The organism is Priestia sp. SB1, from assembly GCF_038898415.1.
In genome coordinates, this window is sequence record NZ_JBBJSS010000001.1 from 862,533 (window position 1) to 877,864 (window position 15,332).

Sequence of the window (15,332 nt, forward strand, 5' to 3'; positions counted from 1 at the left end):
ATTACTTATCTAAGCCTTTTTTAGCAGCAGTTGCTAATTCAGCAAATGCTTTTTCATCAGCTACAGCTAAGTCAGCAAGCATTTTGCGGTTAACTTCAATACCTGCTAATTTTAAACCGTGCATTAAACGGCTGTAAGAAAGACCGTTCATACGAGCAGCTGCATTAATACGTGTGATCCATAATTTACGGAAGTCACGTTTTTTCTGACGACGGTCACGATAAGCATACATGTGAGATTTCATAACTTGCTGATTAGCAACTTTATATAATCTATGCTTCGAACCGAAGAAACCTTTAGCTAATTTTAAAACTTTTTTACGACGTTTGCGTGTTACTGTACCGCCTTTTACGCGTGGCATAATTGTTTACCTCCTGTATTGTTTCTATCTCAACCCAAATTACTTAATGTTATCTAATAAGTGACGGATACGTTTGAAGTCACCTTTGCTTACTAAAGAACCTTTACGTAATTTACGCTTTTGTTTTGTAGATTTGTTAGCGAATAAATGGCTTGTGTAAGCACGAGCACGTTTTAATTTACCGCTTCCAGTCTTTTTGAAACGCTTTGCAGCGCCACGATGTGTTTTCATTTTTGGCATGGGGTGTTCCTCCTCGTTCTATTACTTTTCGTTTTTAGGTGCCAAGACTAAGAACATGCTGCGGCCTTCCATTTTAGGAGCCGATTCAACTGAACTTACATCTTCGCAAGCTTGTGAAAAACGTTCAAGTACTTTTTGGCCAATCCCTTTATGAGTAATGGCACGACCTTTAAAGCGAATAGACGCTTTCACTTTGTCACCTTTTTCAAGGAACTTGCGTGCGTTACGAAGTTTAGTGTTAAAATCATGTTCATCAATTGTTGGACTTAAACGAACTTCTTTTAAGTTTACAACTTTTTGGTTTTTACGAGCTTCTCTTTCTTTACGTTGTTGCTCATAGCGGAATTTACCGTAGTCCATAATACGACATACCGGCGGTTTCGCATTTGCAGCAACCATTACTAAGTCAAGATTTACTCGTGAAGCAATTTCTAATGCTTCATTTTTTGATTTAATTCCTAATTGTTCACCATTTTGATCAATTAGACGAACTTCGCGAGCTCGAATGCCCTCGTTTACCATCATGTCCTTGCTAATAAGTAGCCACCTCCAAGGTTTAATGAGCGAATACGCTTGCTTAGACCGATTATTAACTCACACAAAAAAGTGTGAGTACATACTGCACCCACACTTCTATCGTTTTAATTAAGATACGATGTACCTGCTAACTGCTTTATGCGTCACTCAGGTGAGAAGCGGGTGCTTCTTCTTCTGTATAAACAAGTATTCAATTACTTAAGCTATTATAGTATCAACAAAGACAAAAGTCAATGATTTCGTTCTTTTTTCACAACAAAAGTTATTGTATCAAAGGAAAACCATTTATGCAACAGTTTTTTATAAATGTTAGATAAAAAAGCAGAGAATTTCAATTCTCTGCTTTTTTCATTAACGAGATGCTTCTGCTTTTACATTTTGTAAAAAGGCTTGGAAATCCACTGTTTCTGAATTCTGCTCACCATATTTACGTACGTTTACTGCTTTATCTTCTACTTCTTTATCCCCTACAACAAGCATGTAAGGAATTTTTTGCATTTGAGCCTCACGGATTTTATAGCCAATTTTCTCATCGCGAGAATCAAGTTCCACGCGAATACCCGCAAGCTGAAGCTGTTCTTGCACTTCTTTTGCATACTCAAGGTGAACCGTAGGTGATACCGGAATCACTTGAACTTGTACAGGTGCTAACCACGTTGGGAAAGCTCCTTTGTATTCTTCGATTAAGAAAGCTACAAAACGTTCCATTGTTGACACCACGCCGCGGTGAATAACAACAGGTCGATGCTGTTTTCCGTCTTCCCCTACATACGTTAAATCAAAGCGTTCAGGAAGTAAGAAATCCAATTGAACCGTAGATAGCGTCTCTTCTTTACCAAGAGCTGTTTTAACTTGAACATCTAGTTTTGGACCGTAGAATGCCGCTTCGCCTTCAGCTTCATAATAATCGAGGTCAAGCTCATCCATTGCATCTTTTAACATGCTTTGTGCTTTTTCCCACATTGCATCATCATCGAAGTATTTTTCTGTATCTTCAGGATCACGATAAGATAGACGGAATGAATAATTTTCAAATCCAAAATCTTTATAAACCGCTTCAACTAAGCGAACCACACGAATAAATTCTTCTTTGATTTGATCCGGACGTACAAAGATATGTGCATCATTTAACGTCATGCCTCGAACGCGCTGAAGTCCTGATAATGCTCCTGACATTTCGTAGCGGTGCATTGTTCCAAGTTCAGCAATACGGATTGGAAGCTCACGATAGCTGTGAATACCTTGTTTGTACACCATCATGTGATGAGGACAGTTCATTGGACGAAGAACCAGGTCTTCGTTATCCATTTCCATTGCAGGGAACATGTCATCTTGATAGTGCTCCCAGTGACCAGACGTTTTGTAAAGTTCTACACTTCCAAGCACCGGCGTGTAAACGTGCTGATAACCAAGGCTTACTTCTTTATCTACGATATAACGCTCGATAATACGGCGGATCGTCGCACCTTTTGGAAGCCATAAAGGAAGACCTTGTCCTACTTTTTGAGAATTTGTAAATAAGTTTAACTCTTTACCAAGTTTACGGTGGTCACGTTCTTTTGCTTCTTCAAGAAGACGAAGATGCTCGTCTAAATCTGCTTTTGTAAAGAATGCTGTACCGTAAATACGCTGCAGCATTTGATTGTCGCTGTCTCCGCGCCAATAAGCACCTGCTACGCTTAATAGTTTAAACTCTTTAATTTTGCCTGTTGACGGCACGTGCACACCTCGGCAAAGATCAAAGAATTCGCCTTGTTGGTAAATCGTCACCTTTTCACCTGCTGGAATCGCATCAATCAATTCAAGCTTTAGTTCATCGCCAACTTCTTTAAAAAGTTGAATGGCTTCTTCACGAGAAACTTCTTTTCGTTCAATTTCAATATTTGAATTAACGATTTTTTTCATTTCTTTTTCAATTCTACCTAAATCTTCAGGAGTAATTGATTCTTCCATATCGATGTCATAGTAAAACCCATTTTCGATAACCGGGCCTACACCTAGCTGTACTTTTACATCTTTGTATAAACGTTTGATTGCTTGAGCCATTAAATGCGCTGTACTATGGCGCATAATTTCAAGCGCTTCAGGAGCATCTTGCGTAATGATTTCAAGACTGCCATCTTGTTCGATTAGCGTACGTAAATCCAGCAGCTCGCCGTTTACTTTACCTGCTAATGCTTTTTTCTTTAATCCCGGGCTAATAGAAGCCGCAATATCTTCTGTTGATGATCCTTTTGGATACTCTTTAACAGCTCCATCAGGAAATGTCATTTTGATTACTTCTGACACAACTTTCCACTCCTTTAACATAACTAATAAACTTTTTGTAAAAACAAAAAACTCGTCCCTTATAAAAAGGGACGAGTTGTGTATACACGCGGTACCACCCTTGTTTCCTCTTCGTATCTTGGATAACCCAAATAACCCGAAGCGGCTCGAGGTTTTATAACGGAAATTCCGTCAGTAATTACTAGAGACGCTGCTCGTTTACTACTGAAGTTTAGAGGTGGTAAGAATATATTCCGTGTTAGGAGATTTTCAGCCTAGATCTCCCTCTCTATAAACCGTAAATATACACTCATGTCCTCATCATAACTTGTGACATATAGCTGTTTTTCAATATGCATTTATTATATTCATTTTCAAAATAGAAATCAACCTTTCACGTTATATTTTGCTTTTGATCAAACGGAAATTCATTTTTTTCGTATAACATCACTTTTTCTTGAAAAATATTTTGAATGGTATAAACAAAATCATGATCATGCTGGTCGCTATACAGATGAATAGCAGCTGGAGATAAACTCAGCAAAGGCGCGATGATAGTTGAGTCTATGTATACTGATTCTTGTTCAGATAGAAAGGCCTCTGCTAGGGCTGCACATTCACGCTCCGGAACATATCTACTGCTTTGGTCGTACAATACAAACTTGTTTTTATTCAAATGCATTACATACACATCGCCTGTAGATGACTGTCTTTCATTAGCTGCTTGACGCAGCTGATGAATAAGAATTTGATAGTCTTGTTCAAGCTTATATTCATCAATCGCCAGCTCAGCATAATAGCGCAGCCGCTCTTGATATTCTTTTAAACGGAATTGGAGAAAAGACTCAAAGGTGAACGTTACATTATGAATGAAGAAGTCTTGAAGAGCCTGGCGGATAAGTAATTCTCTTGGAAGGGAAAATGTTTTTTGCGGAATTTCGCCTCTCTCTCCTTCCATAATCCCCCTCATAATTTGAAGCAGCAAATCTTGTTCTTCCTCTTCTGAATAGAAAAATTGTTCTTTTAATATGTTTACCATCATCTTTTTTTCTTTCTTTTTTAAAATCACGTGCGTTAATACCGGTATCACCATGTCTTGTAAAATGGCCTCTCGATTGTATGTCTCATCAATAACTAAAAGCTGATTATTCACCAACTTCAAGCACTGTGAACCATATGATAAAGCGCTTCGCTTCGCGCATAAAGACTCATATACAATGACTGCGTCTTCTACATATTTAAAGAATATTTTCATTCCTCATAGCCCCCCTTTGGACACGCTTTATTAATGTATATGGGGCAACATGCAAAAAAATGAGCAAGTCGTTACAAGAAATGTAAAACGACCTGCTCATCTATTTCGTTTATTCTCTCCATTCATTTCAACGGGAATGGCTAGAGACTTAATTCGTTCCATGACACGAGCGGCTTTGAGCTCTTCCTGCTCGCCTCGTTGGGTATAAGTCAAATGATGTTGAAGCTCTTTAAAATTTAAATTCGAGCTGAAAAATGTCGGCAAATTTTCGAGCATGCGGAATTGTAAAATGGTTCCGAGCACATCGTCTCGCATCCAGCTCGTTACAGATTCTGCTCCGAGATCATCAAGCATAAGAACCGGTACTTTTTTGACATACTCTATTTTCTCATTGAAGCTTTGATCTTGAAACGAACCTTTTAACTCACGCAAAAACTCCGGGACATACAGAATCGTAGATTTCACTTTCTTTTCGGCTAACGCATTGGCAATTGCTCCAAGAAAATACGTCTTCCCCACACCAAACGAACCGTGTAAATATAAAGCTTTCATTTTCTTATTTGGCTCATATTCTCGCACAAAATCTCTTACTAATTTAATGGCTTCAAATCTTCCCTGCTCAATTTCAATATCAGACATCGTTGCCTGTAAAATTTCTTTGGGCACGTACATACACTGAATAAAAGATTCTTGTTCTTTTCGCTCATCTTCTTGTACTTTTCTAGGACAGCGTTCATACTGTAAATCAATATTACGGCCTTTTACAACCAGCTGAGGGTGATACCCCTTCACCATATTGACACAGCTTTGCAGAGAAGGGCATTTGTCACAGCATTTGCTCTGGTCGATGAATTCATGCATCTTCATCAAGCCTCGGTCGACCATTTGCTCATCTAACTCATGGCGATGCTCTTGCAGAAACGTTTTAACTTCGGGATTAGACAGAATACTGTTTCTTAATGCTTCTAAACGTGCTTTAAAATCCTTTTTGTTCACTAACTGATTTAGTGAATCATTGATAGGCTTCATCTTTTTCACCTCATCTCTATCATACCTGCTTTTTATTCTTTATGCTTTTGTTTTAGCTCTTGATCTAACTGCTTGAGCTCTTCTTGTAGCTTTCGTTTTTCTTCTTCAAATTCATCCGCTTCTTTTGAAGGCTGCTTTTTCTCTTCTTTTTCTTCATCGCTCAACCACTCTGGCACCATTTCTTTACGCACAATTTTTCGTCCGGCCGTTTTTTTATTTTGCTTTGCCTCAGTCCAGTTCTGATATTCTTTCTGTTCATTTTTAGCTAAATTCATGGCATCTTGAACAGTTTGTACCTTTTTGCGCGCCCAGTGTCCAGCAATTTTCTCTACATAGCTCTTAGATAATTTCATATCGGATCTTAGCATAACATAGTAAATCAGAACATTTACTACCCCTGGTGAAAGCTTTTGATTAAACATCACTTCTTCAATCATTTGCAAATCTGCTTTTGATGGCTCTGCCCCCCCTGAAAACTCGATCAATAGCTGTCGAGGAGAGGTGACTTCTAGCTGTTGAATGAGCTGCTCTTCCTTAGTCTGAGGCTGCTTTTCCTGCATGGTACGAAGCATAGGAGGCTGAATTTGTTCGCTTAGATTGGGAAGTGCTTCTCCATTTTCAAATTGGTAAAAGGACTGTGCTGCTTTTCTAAGCAATTCAATATCAACTTGATCATTCTCATTTAGCGAATCGAGCACTACATTTTTCATTTGAAGAGGATCAATGCCGTATAAAAAAGCTAACTTTTCAATCGCTTGTTTTACTTTAGATGTAATTGACCTTTTCGAAATCATTGAATCTGTTAGGCCTGCTAAAAATAAATCAAAATCGAAGGAATCCGGGCTCATCTCAATAGAAGCACGGTTTGAAGAATCTATAAAGTCCGTTTGAGCATCAGGAGAAAATACATCCTTGCTTTCAGACTGAAAACTTGGAGCCAGCTCCGTTGCTTTAACTGATTTAAATACATCGTTAAATGAATGCGTCACATCTTTGAACGATTGATCATCCACGAGTGAATCCGAAAAATAATTTTTTATTTTTTGAAAGATGGATTTTCCTAGTCGGTTATATAAATATACATTTAACACGCCATCGTTAAAGAACTGATGGGGCGTAAGAGGAGGAATGAGCTCATAAATGAACACACGAACATCATCTTCTTCCTTAATATATGTTTTTAACAAACCAATACCTTCTAATTTTAACCGCTCATGGTAAATAGCTTTCAAATTAATTTGCATCATTGACATTAGGTGATGATGCGTAGACTCTTTTCCCCATAAACGATCTTGTTCCAGCTCGCTCCATAGCGTCATATACAAACCAAAACACGTCGTACCCACCAACGGCTGATAGAGCATTGTTAAAATCTTTCGGTCGTATTCCTGCAGTATGCCGCTCGAACGAACAACATAACGATCGACCGGTATCATTTCTTTCCAATGTTGTTCTTTCATGTCGTTCCCTACCTACTTTTAAAGTAATAGAAATGACAAAAAAAGAGCCTAAAGAATACTTCAATAGCTCTTTTACAGTCGTTCCTTCTTAATTAAATCTTTTAATTCATCAATAAATACATTGATGTCTTTAAATTGTCGGTATACCGAAGCAAATCGAACATAAGAGACTTCATCGATAGCAGCTAATCGCTCCATCACCATTTCTCCTACCACATCTGACTGCACCTCTGATGTACCCTGACTGCGCAGCTCTGTTTCAATATCGTGTACGGTATCTTCCAGTTGTTTTAAGCTTACTTGGCGTTTTTCACACGCCTTAATTAACCCTCGAAGGATTTTGTCTTTGCTGAACTCTTCTCTCGCTCCATCTTTTTTTACAACAATTAACGGAAGTTCTTCTACTTTCTCAAAAGTTGTAAAACGATAGTGACACTCTTCGCATTCACGTCTTCTACGAATAGAGCGGCCTTCTTCTACAGGGCGCGAGTCCAGCACTCTCGTTCCATTGTAATGACAGGATGGGCACTTCATATTCTCAGCTCCAATAATAAACCTTGTTTTTCTTTTTATTTTCTCTCATATAAGTTAATTTTCATCTATGTTAGCCGGCTATTCGCCATTTATTATGATTGTCATCATCATTTCCTTTATCAAACACGATGCTATATTAAAGGATTTACTTTATTCCATCTTATAGAAAACAAGGCTTGAATACAAGTAAAGGAAAAGGAATTTCCCCATTTTATTTCCTGAAATTCAAAAATGATAAGGAACTTACGAAGAAAGAGGAATAAGTTTTTGATCAAAGCTCTTATAAAGCGTACGTACAAGTTCTTTGCTAAAACCAAAATCAACTGGCACCACTTTTGACTCTGTTGTAGCAGAAAAATCGATAGCGGTTTCAAGAGGACGTACGCTAATAATGGTAATCACAACAAAAGCTTTTCTTCCTTTTACAACGTTTAAGCTAATTTCTCCTCGCTCTTCATACGCAGCAAGTATCTCTATCCCTTGCATATGCTTCAACATTTCATGAACTTGCTTAAATGCATTCCCAGCCGTTGTTTTGTAATAATGCGTTTTTAGAGTCGGATCTGAATGACGATCGCTTGTTTCTACATGATTAGAAAATAAAGATTTAACTACTTGTACTACCCCCATGTTGTTATCACCTTTGTTTTTGCATATTAAAAATTTATATACTAAAAAGAGGTGTGTAATACACCTCTTAACTTACGTAATCAATCGACACTATTAAAGTGCATTCGCTTTAGTTTGTTTTACCTGAACAGGACCCATTCCACGTGGTAATTCAATTGTTTCACGTGTCTGTGCACTTAGAGCATCTGCAATATAATCTGCTGCGATTGTAGGATCTAAATGACCACAAGTATAAACATCGATACTTGCATAACCATGCTCTGGGAAGCTGTGAATCGTTAAATGTGATTCTGAAATAATAACAACGCCACTTACACCTTGAGGTGCAAATTTATGGAACGCTACTTCGCGAACTTCCGCACCAGATTTTAAAGCTGCATCAACAAACGTTTTTTCAATATAATCAATATCATTTAACTTATCGAAATCGCATCCCCATAATTCTGAGATGACATGACGACCCATTGTTTCCATAATGATATTTCCCCCTTTAACAATTTTTAATCGTTAAACATGAAGTTCTTTCGCCATATAGCATGTTAACTACCACGGGGGAAAGTTAGTCCAAAGAGGTCCTAACCCTTTAAGTAGCCACATCACCGAAAGGTACACAAGAAGTTCACGAAACATAGTATACTTTGTTTACATTTATTTTGCAATACGTGTTTTGATTTTATTAAAGATTGTTCCCGCAGATAGACCTATACAAATTACCACTGTGTTCTCGTGAGACAGTGTGTAAACGCTGCTAAACGACTATTCATTTTTTTAATAAAATTGAGGAAAAGAAACACTCCTTTGCATGATTATCTTATTGCTTTTCCCTATTCTTCTGAATAAAAACAAAAAAAACAGGGCGATAGCTCCCTGTTTTTTTAAAAAGCAATCTATAGCTTTCTTAGCTTACTCTTATCTTTGATCCATTACGCATTTCTGCAGCAATATATCTTACCAAATCGACTACGCGCTGAGAGTAGCCCCACTCGTTATCGTACCAAGCTAACACTTTAATTTTATGATCTTCCATTACGATAGTCGATAGTCCATCTACAATCGCTGAATGAGGATTTGTATTAAAGTCAATTGATACGAGTGGTTCCATTGTTAAATTTAAAATATTCTTTAAAGGTCCTTCAGCAGCTTTAATGAACGCTAGATTAACATCTTCCATCGTCACAGGTTTCCTTACATCCACAACTAAATCGACAAGCGATACGTTCGGCGTAGGAACGCGCAGCGCCATTCCATGAAGCTTTCCTTTTAAATGAGGAAGAACTAATGAAAGCGCCTTGGCTGCCCCAGTTGTTGTAGGAATAATTGATTGAGCACACGCACGGGCTCTTCGCAAGTCTTTATGCGGGTTATCAATATTCTTTTGATCATTTGTATATGCGTGAACGGTCGTCATTAAACCGTTTTCAATTGTGAACGCTTCGTCTAACACCTTGACAACTGGAGCTAGACAATTTGTCGTACAAGAGGCATTAGAGATAATGTTATGCTGATTCACATCAAACTCTCGTTCGTTTACGCCCATCACAATAGTAATATCTTCTTGTTTACCCGGTGCCGTTAAGACAACTTTTTTAGCACCTGCTTCAATATGTAACTGCGCTTTTTCTCTTGAATTAAATTTCCCTGTTGCTTCAACAACTAAATCAATCCCAAGCTCTTTCCAAGGCAAATTCAGCGGATCGCGTGAATTTAATAGCTGGATTCTTTTACCGTTAACAATTAGCGCATCATCATCACATTTAACATCTCCATTAAATGGTCCGTGTATAGAGTCATATTTGATTAAATGTGCTAATGTTTCTGCTGGATAAGATGCATTTATAGCAATAATATCTAAATTCTCCTCTATAATCGCTGTGCGAAAAACCATTCTTCCTATTCTCCCAAAACCATTAATGGCAATACGTGCTTTCATGGCTATACCCCTCTCTATATGTGTTATACTATTTAACTTTTTATATTGAATAGTATAACATAAATATTTAAAAAGTGAATAATATTAATTTTTTTTAATAAATTATTTTAATTAAGTTTTACTATATGTATATAGCGAGAACAGATATTTAACACATTCTTTTTTAGAAGCTCGTAAATATTCTCAATAAAAAAATCCGAACGAGCTTGATTCTACCTCAAGAATCAAGCTCGTTCGGATTTCCCTTCAGCTAACATACGTTTATCTCAGCCTCTTTAATCTAGCCATAGGGCTAATATACTTAAAAGCTGTTGTTTTGTTTCCTCTACAGGTCCGTTGTTATTGATCACCGCATCGGCTAAGGCTACTTTTTGAATCAAAGGCAGCTGTGCGTGGATACGTGCATAGGCATCTTTCGTCGAGAGATCATTACGAGATTTTAACCTTTCTAGCTGCACAGGCTCATCGACATATACAACCACTACTTTATCGACTAAATGCGTCAAATCACTTTCAAACAGCAGCGGAATATCTAATACCACAGCATCATATCCTTCCTCGATATACCTTTCCTTTTGAGAAAGCATTTCTTTTCTTACCGCAGGGTGTACAATTGCATTCAACTTTTTACGTTCTTCCTCTTGAGAAAACACAATTCCCCCTAAAGCCGCTCGATTGATCTCCGCATTTTCGTGAAGAATGGCACGGCCGAACGTCTCTACGATTTGGTTATATGCTTCTTTTCCTGGTTCGACGACTTCTTTTGCAATGTGGTCAGCATCGATTACTGGAATATTAATATCTCTCAGCATTCCGGTTACCGTACTTTTTCCACTAGCAATTCCGCCCGTTAATCCAATTACAATTGACATTGGCCTCTCCTTTATCGCTTTATTTAAAATCTAAAAATACCTAAAATAATAAGCAGAACTCCCGGTAAAAAGGAAAACATTTTCATCCATGATAAACGTGAAAAAACTTTGCCAAACTGTATGCCAGCACTTAAAAAAAGTGAACTCATAAGAGCTACAGCAATTGCTAAAGCATACGGCGAATAACCTAATAAAGCTGCTCCAAACCCTGCTCCAAATGCATCAAGAGATAATGCAATTCCAAGTATAAATGCTTCAATCCCAGTGATGGAACCTGAATTATCTAAATCTGCTGCCGTTGGTTTTTTCAATACGTTAATGACTAAGCCAATTGACTTAATTTCAATTTTCACTAATGTTTTTTCTTCTTTCACTCGAGATGAATCTGCCGGACAAAAAAACTGGTATAAAATCCACATTCCAAGTAGAACAAGAATACCTCCGCCTACTTTATTTAGTACATCCACTGAAAATAGATGCGTAAGTACCTTTCCTAAAAACATAGAAAACATTAAAGAAAATGCTGAGCAACATGAAATAATAAAAATGGATTTCAGCGGGATTTTCACCTTTCGAAGTCCGTATGTCAGGCCAACGCTAAAGCTGTCAAGACTTACGGCAAAAGCAAGAATAAGTAAAGAAAATGTTATCATGATGAGAGGACTCCTTTCCTTTCTGTCTATACGTAGTATATGAAAGGAGCCCATCCATTGTTATTTTTTAGCCGGCTGACAATTTGGGCAGATATGTGTTCCTCTACCGCCTACAACAAATTTTTCAATTGGGGTACCGCAAATTTTACAGGATTCGCCTTTTCTTCCGTACACGTAAAGCTGCTGCTGAAACATGCCTATTTGCCCCTGTGTGTTTACATACGTGCGAATTGTGCTTCCCCCTTGTTTCACCGCTTCTTGAAGGGTCGCTACAATTTCTTCGTACAATTTTTCATACTCTTCGTCTGTTAATTGGCTGGCCACTCGTTCAGGGTGAATCCCTGCGCGAAATAGTGCTTCATCTACATAAATATTCCCTAGCCCAACCACGACATTTTGATCGAGTAAAACCGGCTTGATTTTTCGAGAGGTTTTGCCGATTCGCATTTTTAACTGACTTGGATTAAATGTTTCGTCAAACGGTTCAGGTCCAAGGCCAATAAGAGGAGGAAACAGATCTTCCTCTCCCTTTTTAAATAAGTGCATGGTACCAAATTTCCTTACATCCCGGTATCGTAATTCTGTTCCGTCGGTGAAGTGAAAAAAGACGTGTACATGCTTATCTGGTTCGTCTGCATTTTCATGGAGAGCATATTTTCCTTCCATACGCAGATGAGAAACCATCGTATAATCATCGAGTACAATTTTCAAAAACTTACCTCTGCGTTCAACATCTCGAATGGTTTGTCCAACAAGCGCGTCACAAAACTGCTCAACTTGCTCAGGACGTTTGATAATATTAGGCCATTTAACGGTTACACGCTCAATGGTCTTACCACTGGCTAATTCAATCAACGTACGTCTGACGGTCTCAACTTCTGGTAATTCTGGCACGTTTGTCACATCCTTTTTCCACTACTTTGCTTCGTACCAAGTCTTTCCGTAAGAATAATCTACTTTCAACGGAACTTCTAGCTCTAAAGCATGCTCCATTACTTCTGGTACGATTTTCTCTAAAATTTTAATTTCTTCTTCTGGGGCTTCAAAAATCAGCTCATCGTGTACTTGAAGCAGCAGCTTAGCCTGAAGATTTTCATCTTTTAAGCGCTTATCCATTTCGATCATTGCTTTTTTAATAATGTCAGCTGCTGTCCCTTGAATAGGCGTATTCATAGCTGTACGCTCAGCAAAGCTGCGGAGGTTAAAGTTTCGGCTCGTGATTTCAGGCAAGTAACGGCGGCGGTGCAAGAGCGTTGTTACGTATCCCTTTTCTTTTGCATCGCGCACAATCGTATCCATATACTCCTGTACACCCGGGAAGCTTTTTAAATAGCGTTCAATAAAAGTAGCCGCTGCTTTTCTTGTAATTCCTAAACTTTGCGATAAACCGTAATCACTGATGCCATAGACGATTCCAAAATTAACTGCTTTAGCCTGACGGCGCATATTCGACGTTACTTCTTCTCTTTCGACGTGGAACACATCCATCGCTGTTTTCGTATGAATATCTAAGTCATGCTTAAACGCATCAATTAGCTTTTCATCATTTGCAATATGAGCCAGTACGCGCAGCTCAATTTGTGAATAATCCGCCGCAAATATTAACCAATCAGGCTGTGAAGGCACGAACGCACCTCTTATTTTTTTACCTTCTTCAAGACGAATCGGGATGTTTTGCAAGTTAGGATCTACTGAGCTTAACCTTCCCGTTTGAGTTAACGTTTGATTAAAGCGGGTATGAACTTTTCCATCGCTTTCATGAATAACCTTTTTTAACCCTTCGATATACGTAGACTGTAATTTTCCTAGCTGACGGTATTGTAAAATCTCTGGGATAATATCATGGGCGCTAGCTAATTGCTCTAATACATCAGCTGATGTGGAATAGCCTGTTTTTGTTTTCTTTATGACTGGAAGCTGCATTTTTTCAAAAAGAACAACTCCTAGCTGCTTTGGTGAATTAATATTGAATTCTTGTCCAGCGTATTCGTAGATTTTCGCTTCAATTTTTTCAAGCTGTTCTCGAAGATCTTCGCCCATTTCATCCAAACGCGCCCGATCAATTTTCACCCCTTGATATTCCATATCGGCAAGGACAATGGCAAGAGGCATTTCAAGCTTTTCAAACAGCTCAAACTGTTCATTTTCAACCAATTCTTTTTCCAACACTTCTTTTAAATAAGCTACGGCGGCTGCTTTTCTTATAACATGCTCAGCTAGCTGAGCAGCTTCCGCAATGCTTCGCTTAGCTCCTTTTCCATACACAGCTTCATCTGATTGCACTTGATGATATCCTTTTAATTTTGCAATTGTCGCTAGGTCATCATTTGCTTCAGCGGGATTTAAGATGTAAGAAGCAACCATTACATCATGTTCAATTCCTTTAATTTCATGCCCCGCCCATTTTAACGATACAATCGTACGTTTTCCATTAAATACCGTCTTTTTTACATCTTCATCTTCTAGCCATGCTGTAAACTTGGAAGATGAAAGAGCTGTGTCTTTATCAATAAAATAGTGGCCGTTTTTGTTGCTGATTCCAAAACCGAGCAGCTGATTGTGATGATAGTTTTCTTCATAACCTTCTACGATCAGAGCTGCTTCGCTTGTTAACATATCATCGTGAACTTCCTGCACTATTTCAAACGTCAGTTCTTCAAAATCTGCTTCCTCTTCTGCTGATTCACCAAATTTAGCAAGCAGAGAATTAAACCCAAGCTCTTTAAATAAAGAGATGACCTTTGAAGATTCAAACCCGTCATATTTCGCATCTTCTACAGATACTTCAAGAGGCGCTTCGCAATAAATAGTTGCAAGCTTTTTACTCATGATGGCTGATTCACGATTATCTTCTAGCTTTTCTTTTAATTTTTTACCGCTGACTTGATCGATAGATTGCAATACATTTTCAACGGTTTCAAACTCTTTTAATAGCTTTAAGGCTGTTTTTTCTCCAACTCCAGGCACACCTGGGATATTATCTGAGCTGTCTCCCATAAGACCCTTCATATCAATGATTTGCGCAGCCGTGATTCCATATTTTTCATCAATGGCTGCAGGCGTATAGGAATCCACATCCGTAATTCCTTTTCTCGTAATATCTACGGTTACATGCTCTGACACAAGCTGAAGTAAATCTTTATCACCGGAAATGACTTTCACGGCCATTCCTTTTTGTTCTGCTTGTTTTGAAAGTGTACCGATAATATCATCTGCTTCGTACTCAGGCAGTTCATAGCGCTTAATTCCATATGCATCTAATAACTCACGAATAAAGGGAAACTGCTCTGAAAGTTCAGGAGGCGTCTTTTGTCTGCCTCCTTTATATTCTGTAAATGTTTTGTGACGAAACGTTGTTTTCCCTGCATCAAAAGCCACCAGTAAATGCGTTGGCTTCTCTTCCTCTAAAATACGTGTCAGCATTGTAGTAAAGCCGTATATGGCATTTGTATGTATTCCTTTATCATTGTTTAAAAGCGGCAAAGCAAAAAATGCACGGTAGGCAATACTATTCCCGTCAATTAATACTAGTTTTTGTGTCATTCATGTTCCTCCATTTCGCT

General features: G+C 38.3%; 15 protein-coding genes and 2 other annotated features. All 15 genes read right to left on the reverse strand.

Going from position 1 to position 15,332, the window contains the following annotated elements; all coding sequences use genetic code 11:
• Position 1 precedes the first annotated feature (1 nt).
• Positions 2–361 carry a 50S ribosomal protein L20 gene (gene rplT / locus WKH56_RS04460; RefSeq protein ID WP_013059425.1) on the reverse strand — a complete coding sequence of 120 codons (360 nt, stop codon included), beginning with the start codon at positions 359–361 and terminating at the stop codon, positions 2–4.
• Positions 362–400: 39 nt separating this feature from the next.
• Complete coding sequence (rpmI, locus tag WKH56_RS04465) at positions 401–601, reverse strand: 50S ribosomal protein L35 (RefSeq protein WP_013059426.1); 201 nt, start codon at positions 599–601, stop codon at positions 401–403.
• A 21-nt stretch (positions 602–622) separates the two neighbouring features.
• On the reverse strand, positions 623–1,126 hold the full coding sequence (gene infC, locus WKH56_RS04470; RefSeq protein ID WP_013059427.1) for a translation initiation factor IF-3: 504 nt from the start codon (positions 1,124–1,126) through the stop codon (positions 623–625).
• 69 nt (positions 1,127–1,195) lie between these two features.
• Positions 1,196–1,318: a sequence feature (ribosomal protein L20 leader region), on the reverse strand.
• 171 nt (positions 1,319–1,489) lie between these two features.
• Positions 1,490–3,448, reverse strand: coding sequence for a threonine--tRNA ligase (gene thrS, locus WKH56_RS04475; RefSeq protein ID WP_260508405.1), 1,959 nt, complete (start codon positions 3,446–3,448; stop codon positions 1,490–1,492).
• Between the two features lie 43 nt (positions 3,449–3,491).
• Positions 3,492–3,740, reverse strand: a binding site (T-box leader).
• A 60-nt stretch (positions 3,741–3,800) separates the two neighbouring features.
• Positions 3,801–4,661 carry a sporulation protein YtxC gene (gene ytxC, locus WKH56_RS04480; protein ID WP_048019697.1) on the reverse strand — a complete coding sequence of 287 codons (861 nt, stop codon included), beginning with the start codon at positions 4,659–4,661 and terminating at the stop codon, positions 3,801–3,803.
• 96 nt (positions 4,662–4,757) lie between these two features.
• Entirely contained in the window at positions 4,758–5,690 is a 933-nt protein-coding gene (gene dnaI / locus WKH56_RS04485; protein WP_013059430.1) for a primosomal protein DnaI, read from the reverse strand.
• Between the two features lie 32 nt (positions 5,691–5,722).
• Positions 5,723–7,150, reverse strand: a complete 1,428-nt coding sequence (locus tag WKH56_RS04490) for a replication initiation and membrane attachment family protein (protein ID WP_048019696.1) — start codon at positions 7,148–7,150, stop codon at positions 5,723–5,725.
• A 72-nt stretch (positions 7,151–7,222) separates the two neighbouring features.
• A complete protein-coding gene (nrdR, locus tag WKH56_RS04495) occupies positions 7,223–7,684 on the reverse strand; it encodes a transcriptional regulator NrdR (protein WP_013059432.1) in 462 nt (153 codons plus the stop codon).
• Between the two features lie 243 nt (positions 7,685–7,927).
• A complete protein-coding gene (locus WKH56_RS04500; RefSeq protein WP_028411774.1) occupies positions 7,928–8,314 on the reverse strand; it encodes a hypothetical protein in 387 nt (128 codons plus the stop codon).
• Positions 8,315–8,407: 93 nt separating this feature from the next.
• Entirely contained in the window at positions 8,408–8,788 is a 381-nt protein-coding gene (gene speD / locus WKH56_RS04505) for an adenosylmethionine decarboxylase (protein ID WP_013059434.1), read from the reverse strand.
• Between the two features lie 424 nt (positions 8,789–9,212).
• Positions 9,213–10,244: a glyceraldehyde-3-phosphate dehydrogenase gene (locus WKH56_RS04510; protein WP_013059435.1), complete on the reverse strand. Its 1,032-nt coding sequence runs from the start codon at positions 10,242–10,244 to the stop codon at positions 9,213–9,215.
• Between the two features lie 275 nt (positions 10,245–10,519).
• Complete coding sequence (gene coaE, locus WKH56_RS04515) at positions 10,520–11,116, reverse strand: dephospho-CoA kinase (protein ID WP_033579624.1); 597 nt, start codon at positions 11,114–11,116, stop codon at positions 10,520–10,522.
• Positions 11,117–11,139: 23 nt separating this feature from the next.
• The gene (ytaF, locus tag WKH56_RS04520; RefSeq protein ID WP_033579623.1) at positions 11,140–11,769 is read right to left on the reverse strand and encodes a sporulation membrane protein YtaF; all 630 of its coding nucleotides are present in this window, start codon (positions 11,767–11,769) and stop codon (positions 11,140–11,142) included.
• A gap of 60 nt (positions 11,770–11,829) precedes the next feature.
• Positions 11,830–12,663, reverse strand: a complete 834-nt coding sequence (mutM, locus tag WKH56_RS04525; protein WP_028411775.1) for a DNA-formamidopyrimidine glycosylase — start codon at positions 12,661–12,663, stop codon at positions 11,830–11,832.
• Positions 12,664–12,684: 21 nt separating this feature from the next.
• Positions 12,685–15,312, reverse strand: a complete 2,628-nt coding sequence (polA, locus tag WKH56_RS04530) for a DNA polymerase I (RefSeq protein WP_155007625.1) — start codon at positions 15,310–15,312, stop codon at positions 12,685–12,687.
• Between the last annotated feature and the right edge of the window lie 20 nt (positions 15,313–15,332).

Bases quoted from the DNA above. Each gene is read 5' to 3' on its own strand.
- rplT (WP_013059425.1), bottom strand. From the start codon at position 361: ATGCCACGCGTAAAAGGCGGTACAGTAACACGCAAACGTCGTAAAAAA.
- rpmI (WP_013059426.1), bottom strand. From the start codon at position 601: ATGCCAAAAATGAAAACACATCGTGGCGCTGCAAAGCGTTTCAAAAAG.
- infC (WP_013059427.1), bottom strand. From the start codon at position 1,126: ATGATGGTAAACGAGGGCATTCGAGCTCGCGAAGTTCGTCTAATTGAT.
- thrS (WP_260508405.1), bottom strand. From the start codon at position 3,448: ATGTTAAAGGAGTGGAAAGTTGTGTCAGAAGTAATCAAAATGACATTT.
- ytxC (WP_048019697.1), bottom strand. From the start codon at position 4,661: ATGAAAATATTCTTTAAATATGTAGAAGACGCAGTCATTGTATATGAG.
- dnaI (WP_013059430.1), bottom strand. From the start codon at position 5,690: ATGAAGCCTATCAATGATTCACTAAATCAGTTAGTGAACAAAAAGGAT.
- WKH56_RS04490 (WP_048019696.1), bottom strand. From the start codon at position 7,150: ATGAAAGAACAACATTGGAAAGAAATGATACCGGTCGATCGTTATGTT.
- nrdR (WP_013059432.1), bottom strand. From the start codon at position 7,684: ATGAAGTGCCCATCCTGTCATTACAATGGAACGAGAGTGCTGGACTCG.
- WKH56_RS04500 (WP_028411774.1), bottom strand. From the start codon at position 8,314: ATGGGGGTAGTACAAGTAGTTAAATCTTTATTTTCTAATCATGTAGAA.
- speD (WP_013059434.1), bottom strand. From the start codon at position 8,788: ATGGAAACAATGGGTCGTCATGTCATCTCAGAATTATGGGGATGCGAT.
- WKH56_RS04510 (WP_013059435.1), bottom strand. From the start codon at position 10,244: ATGAAAGCACGTATTGCCATTAATGGTTTTGGGAGAATAGGAAGAATG.
- coaE (WP_033579624.1), bottom strand. From the start codon at position 11,116: ATGTCAATTGTAATTGGATTAACGGGCGGAATTGCTAGTGGAAAAAGT.
- ytaF (WP_033579623.1), bottom strand. From the start codon at position 11,769: ATGATAACATTTTCTTTACTTATTCTTGCTTTTGCCGTAAGTCTTGAC.
- polA (WP_155007625.1), bottom strand. From the start codon at position 15,312: ATGACACAAAAACTAGTATTAATTGACGGGAATAGTATTGCCTACCGT.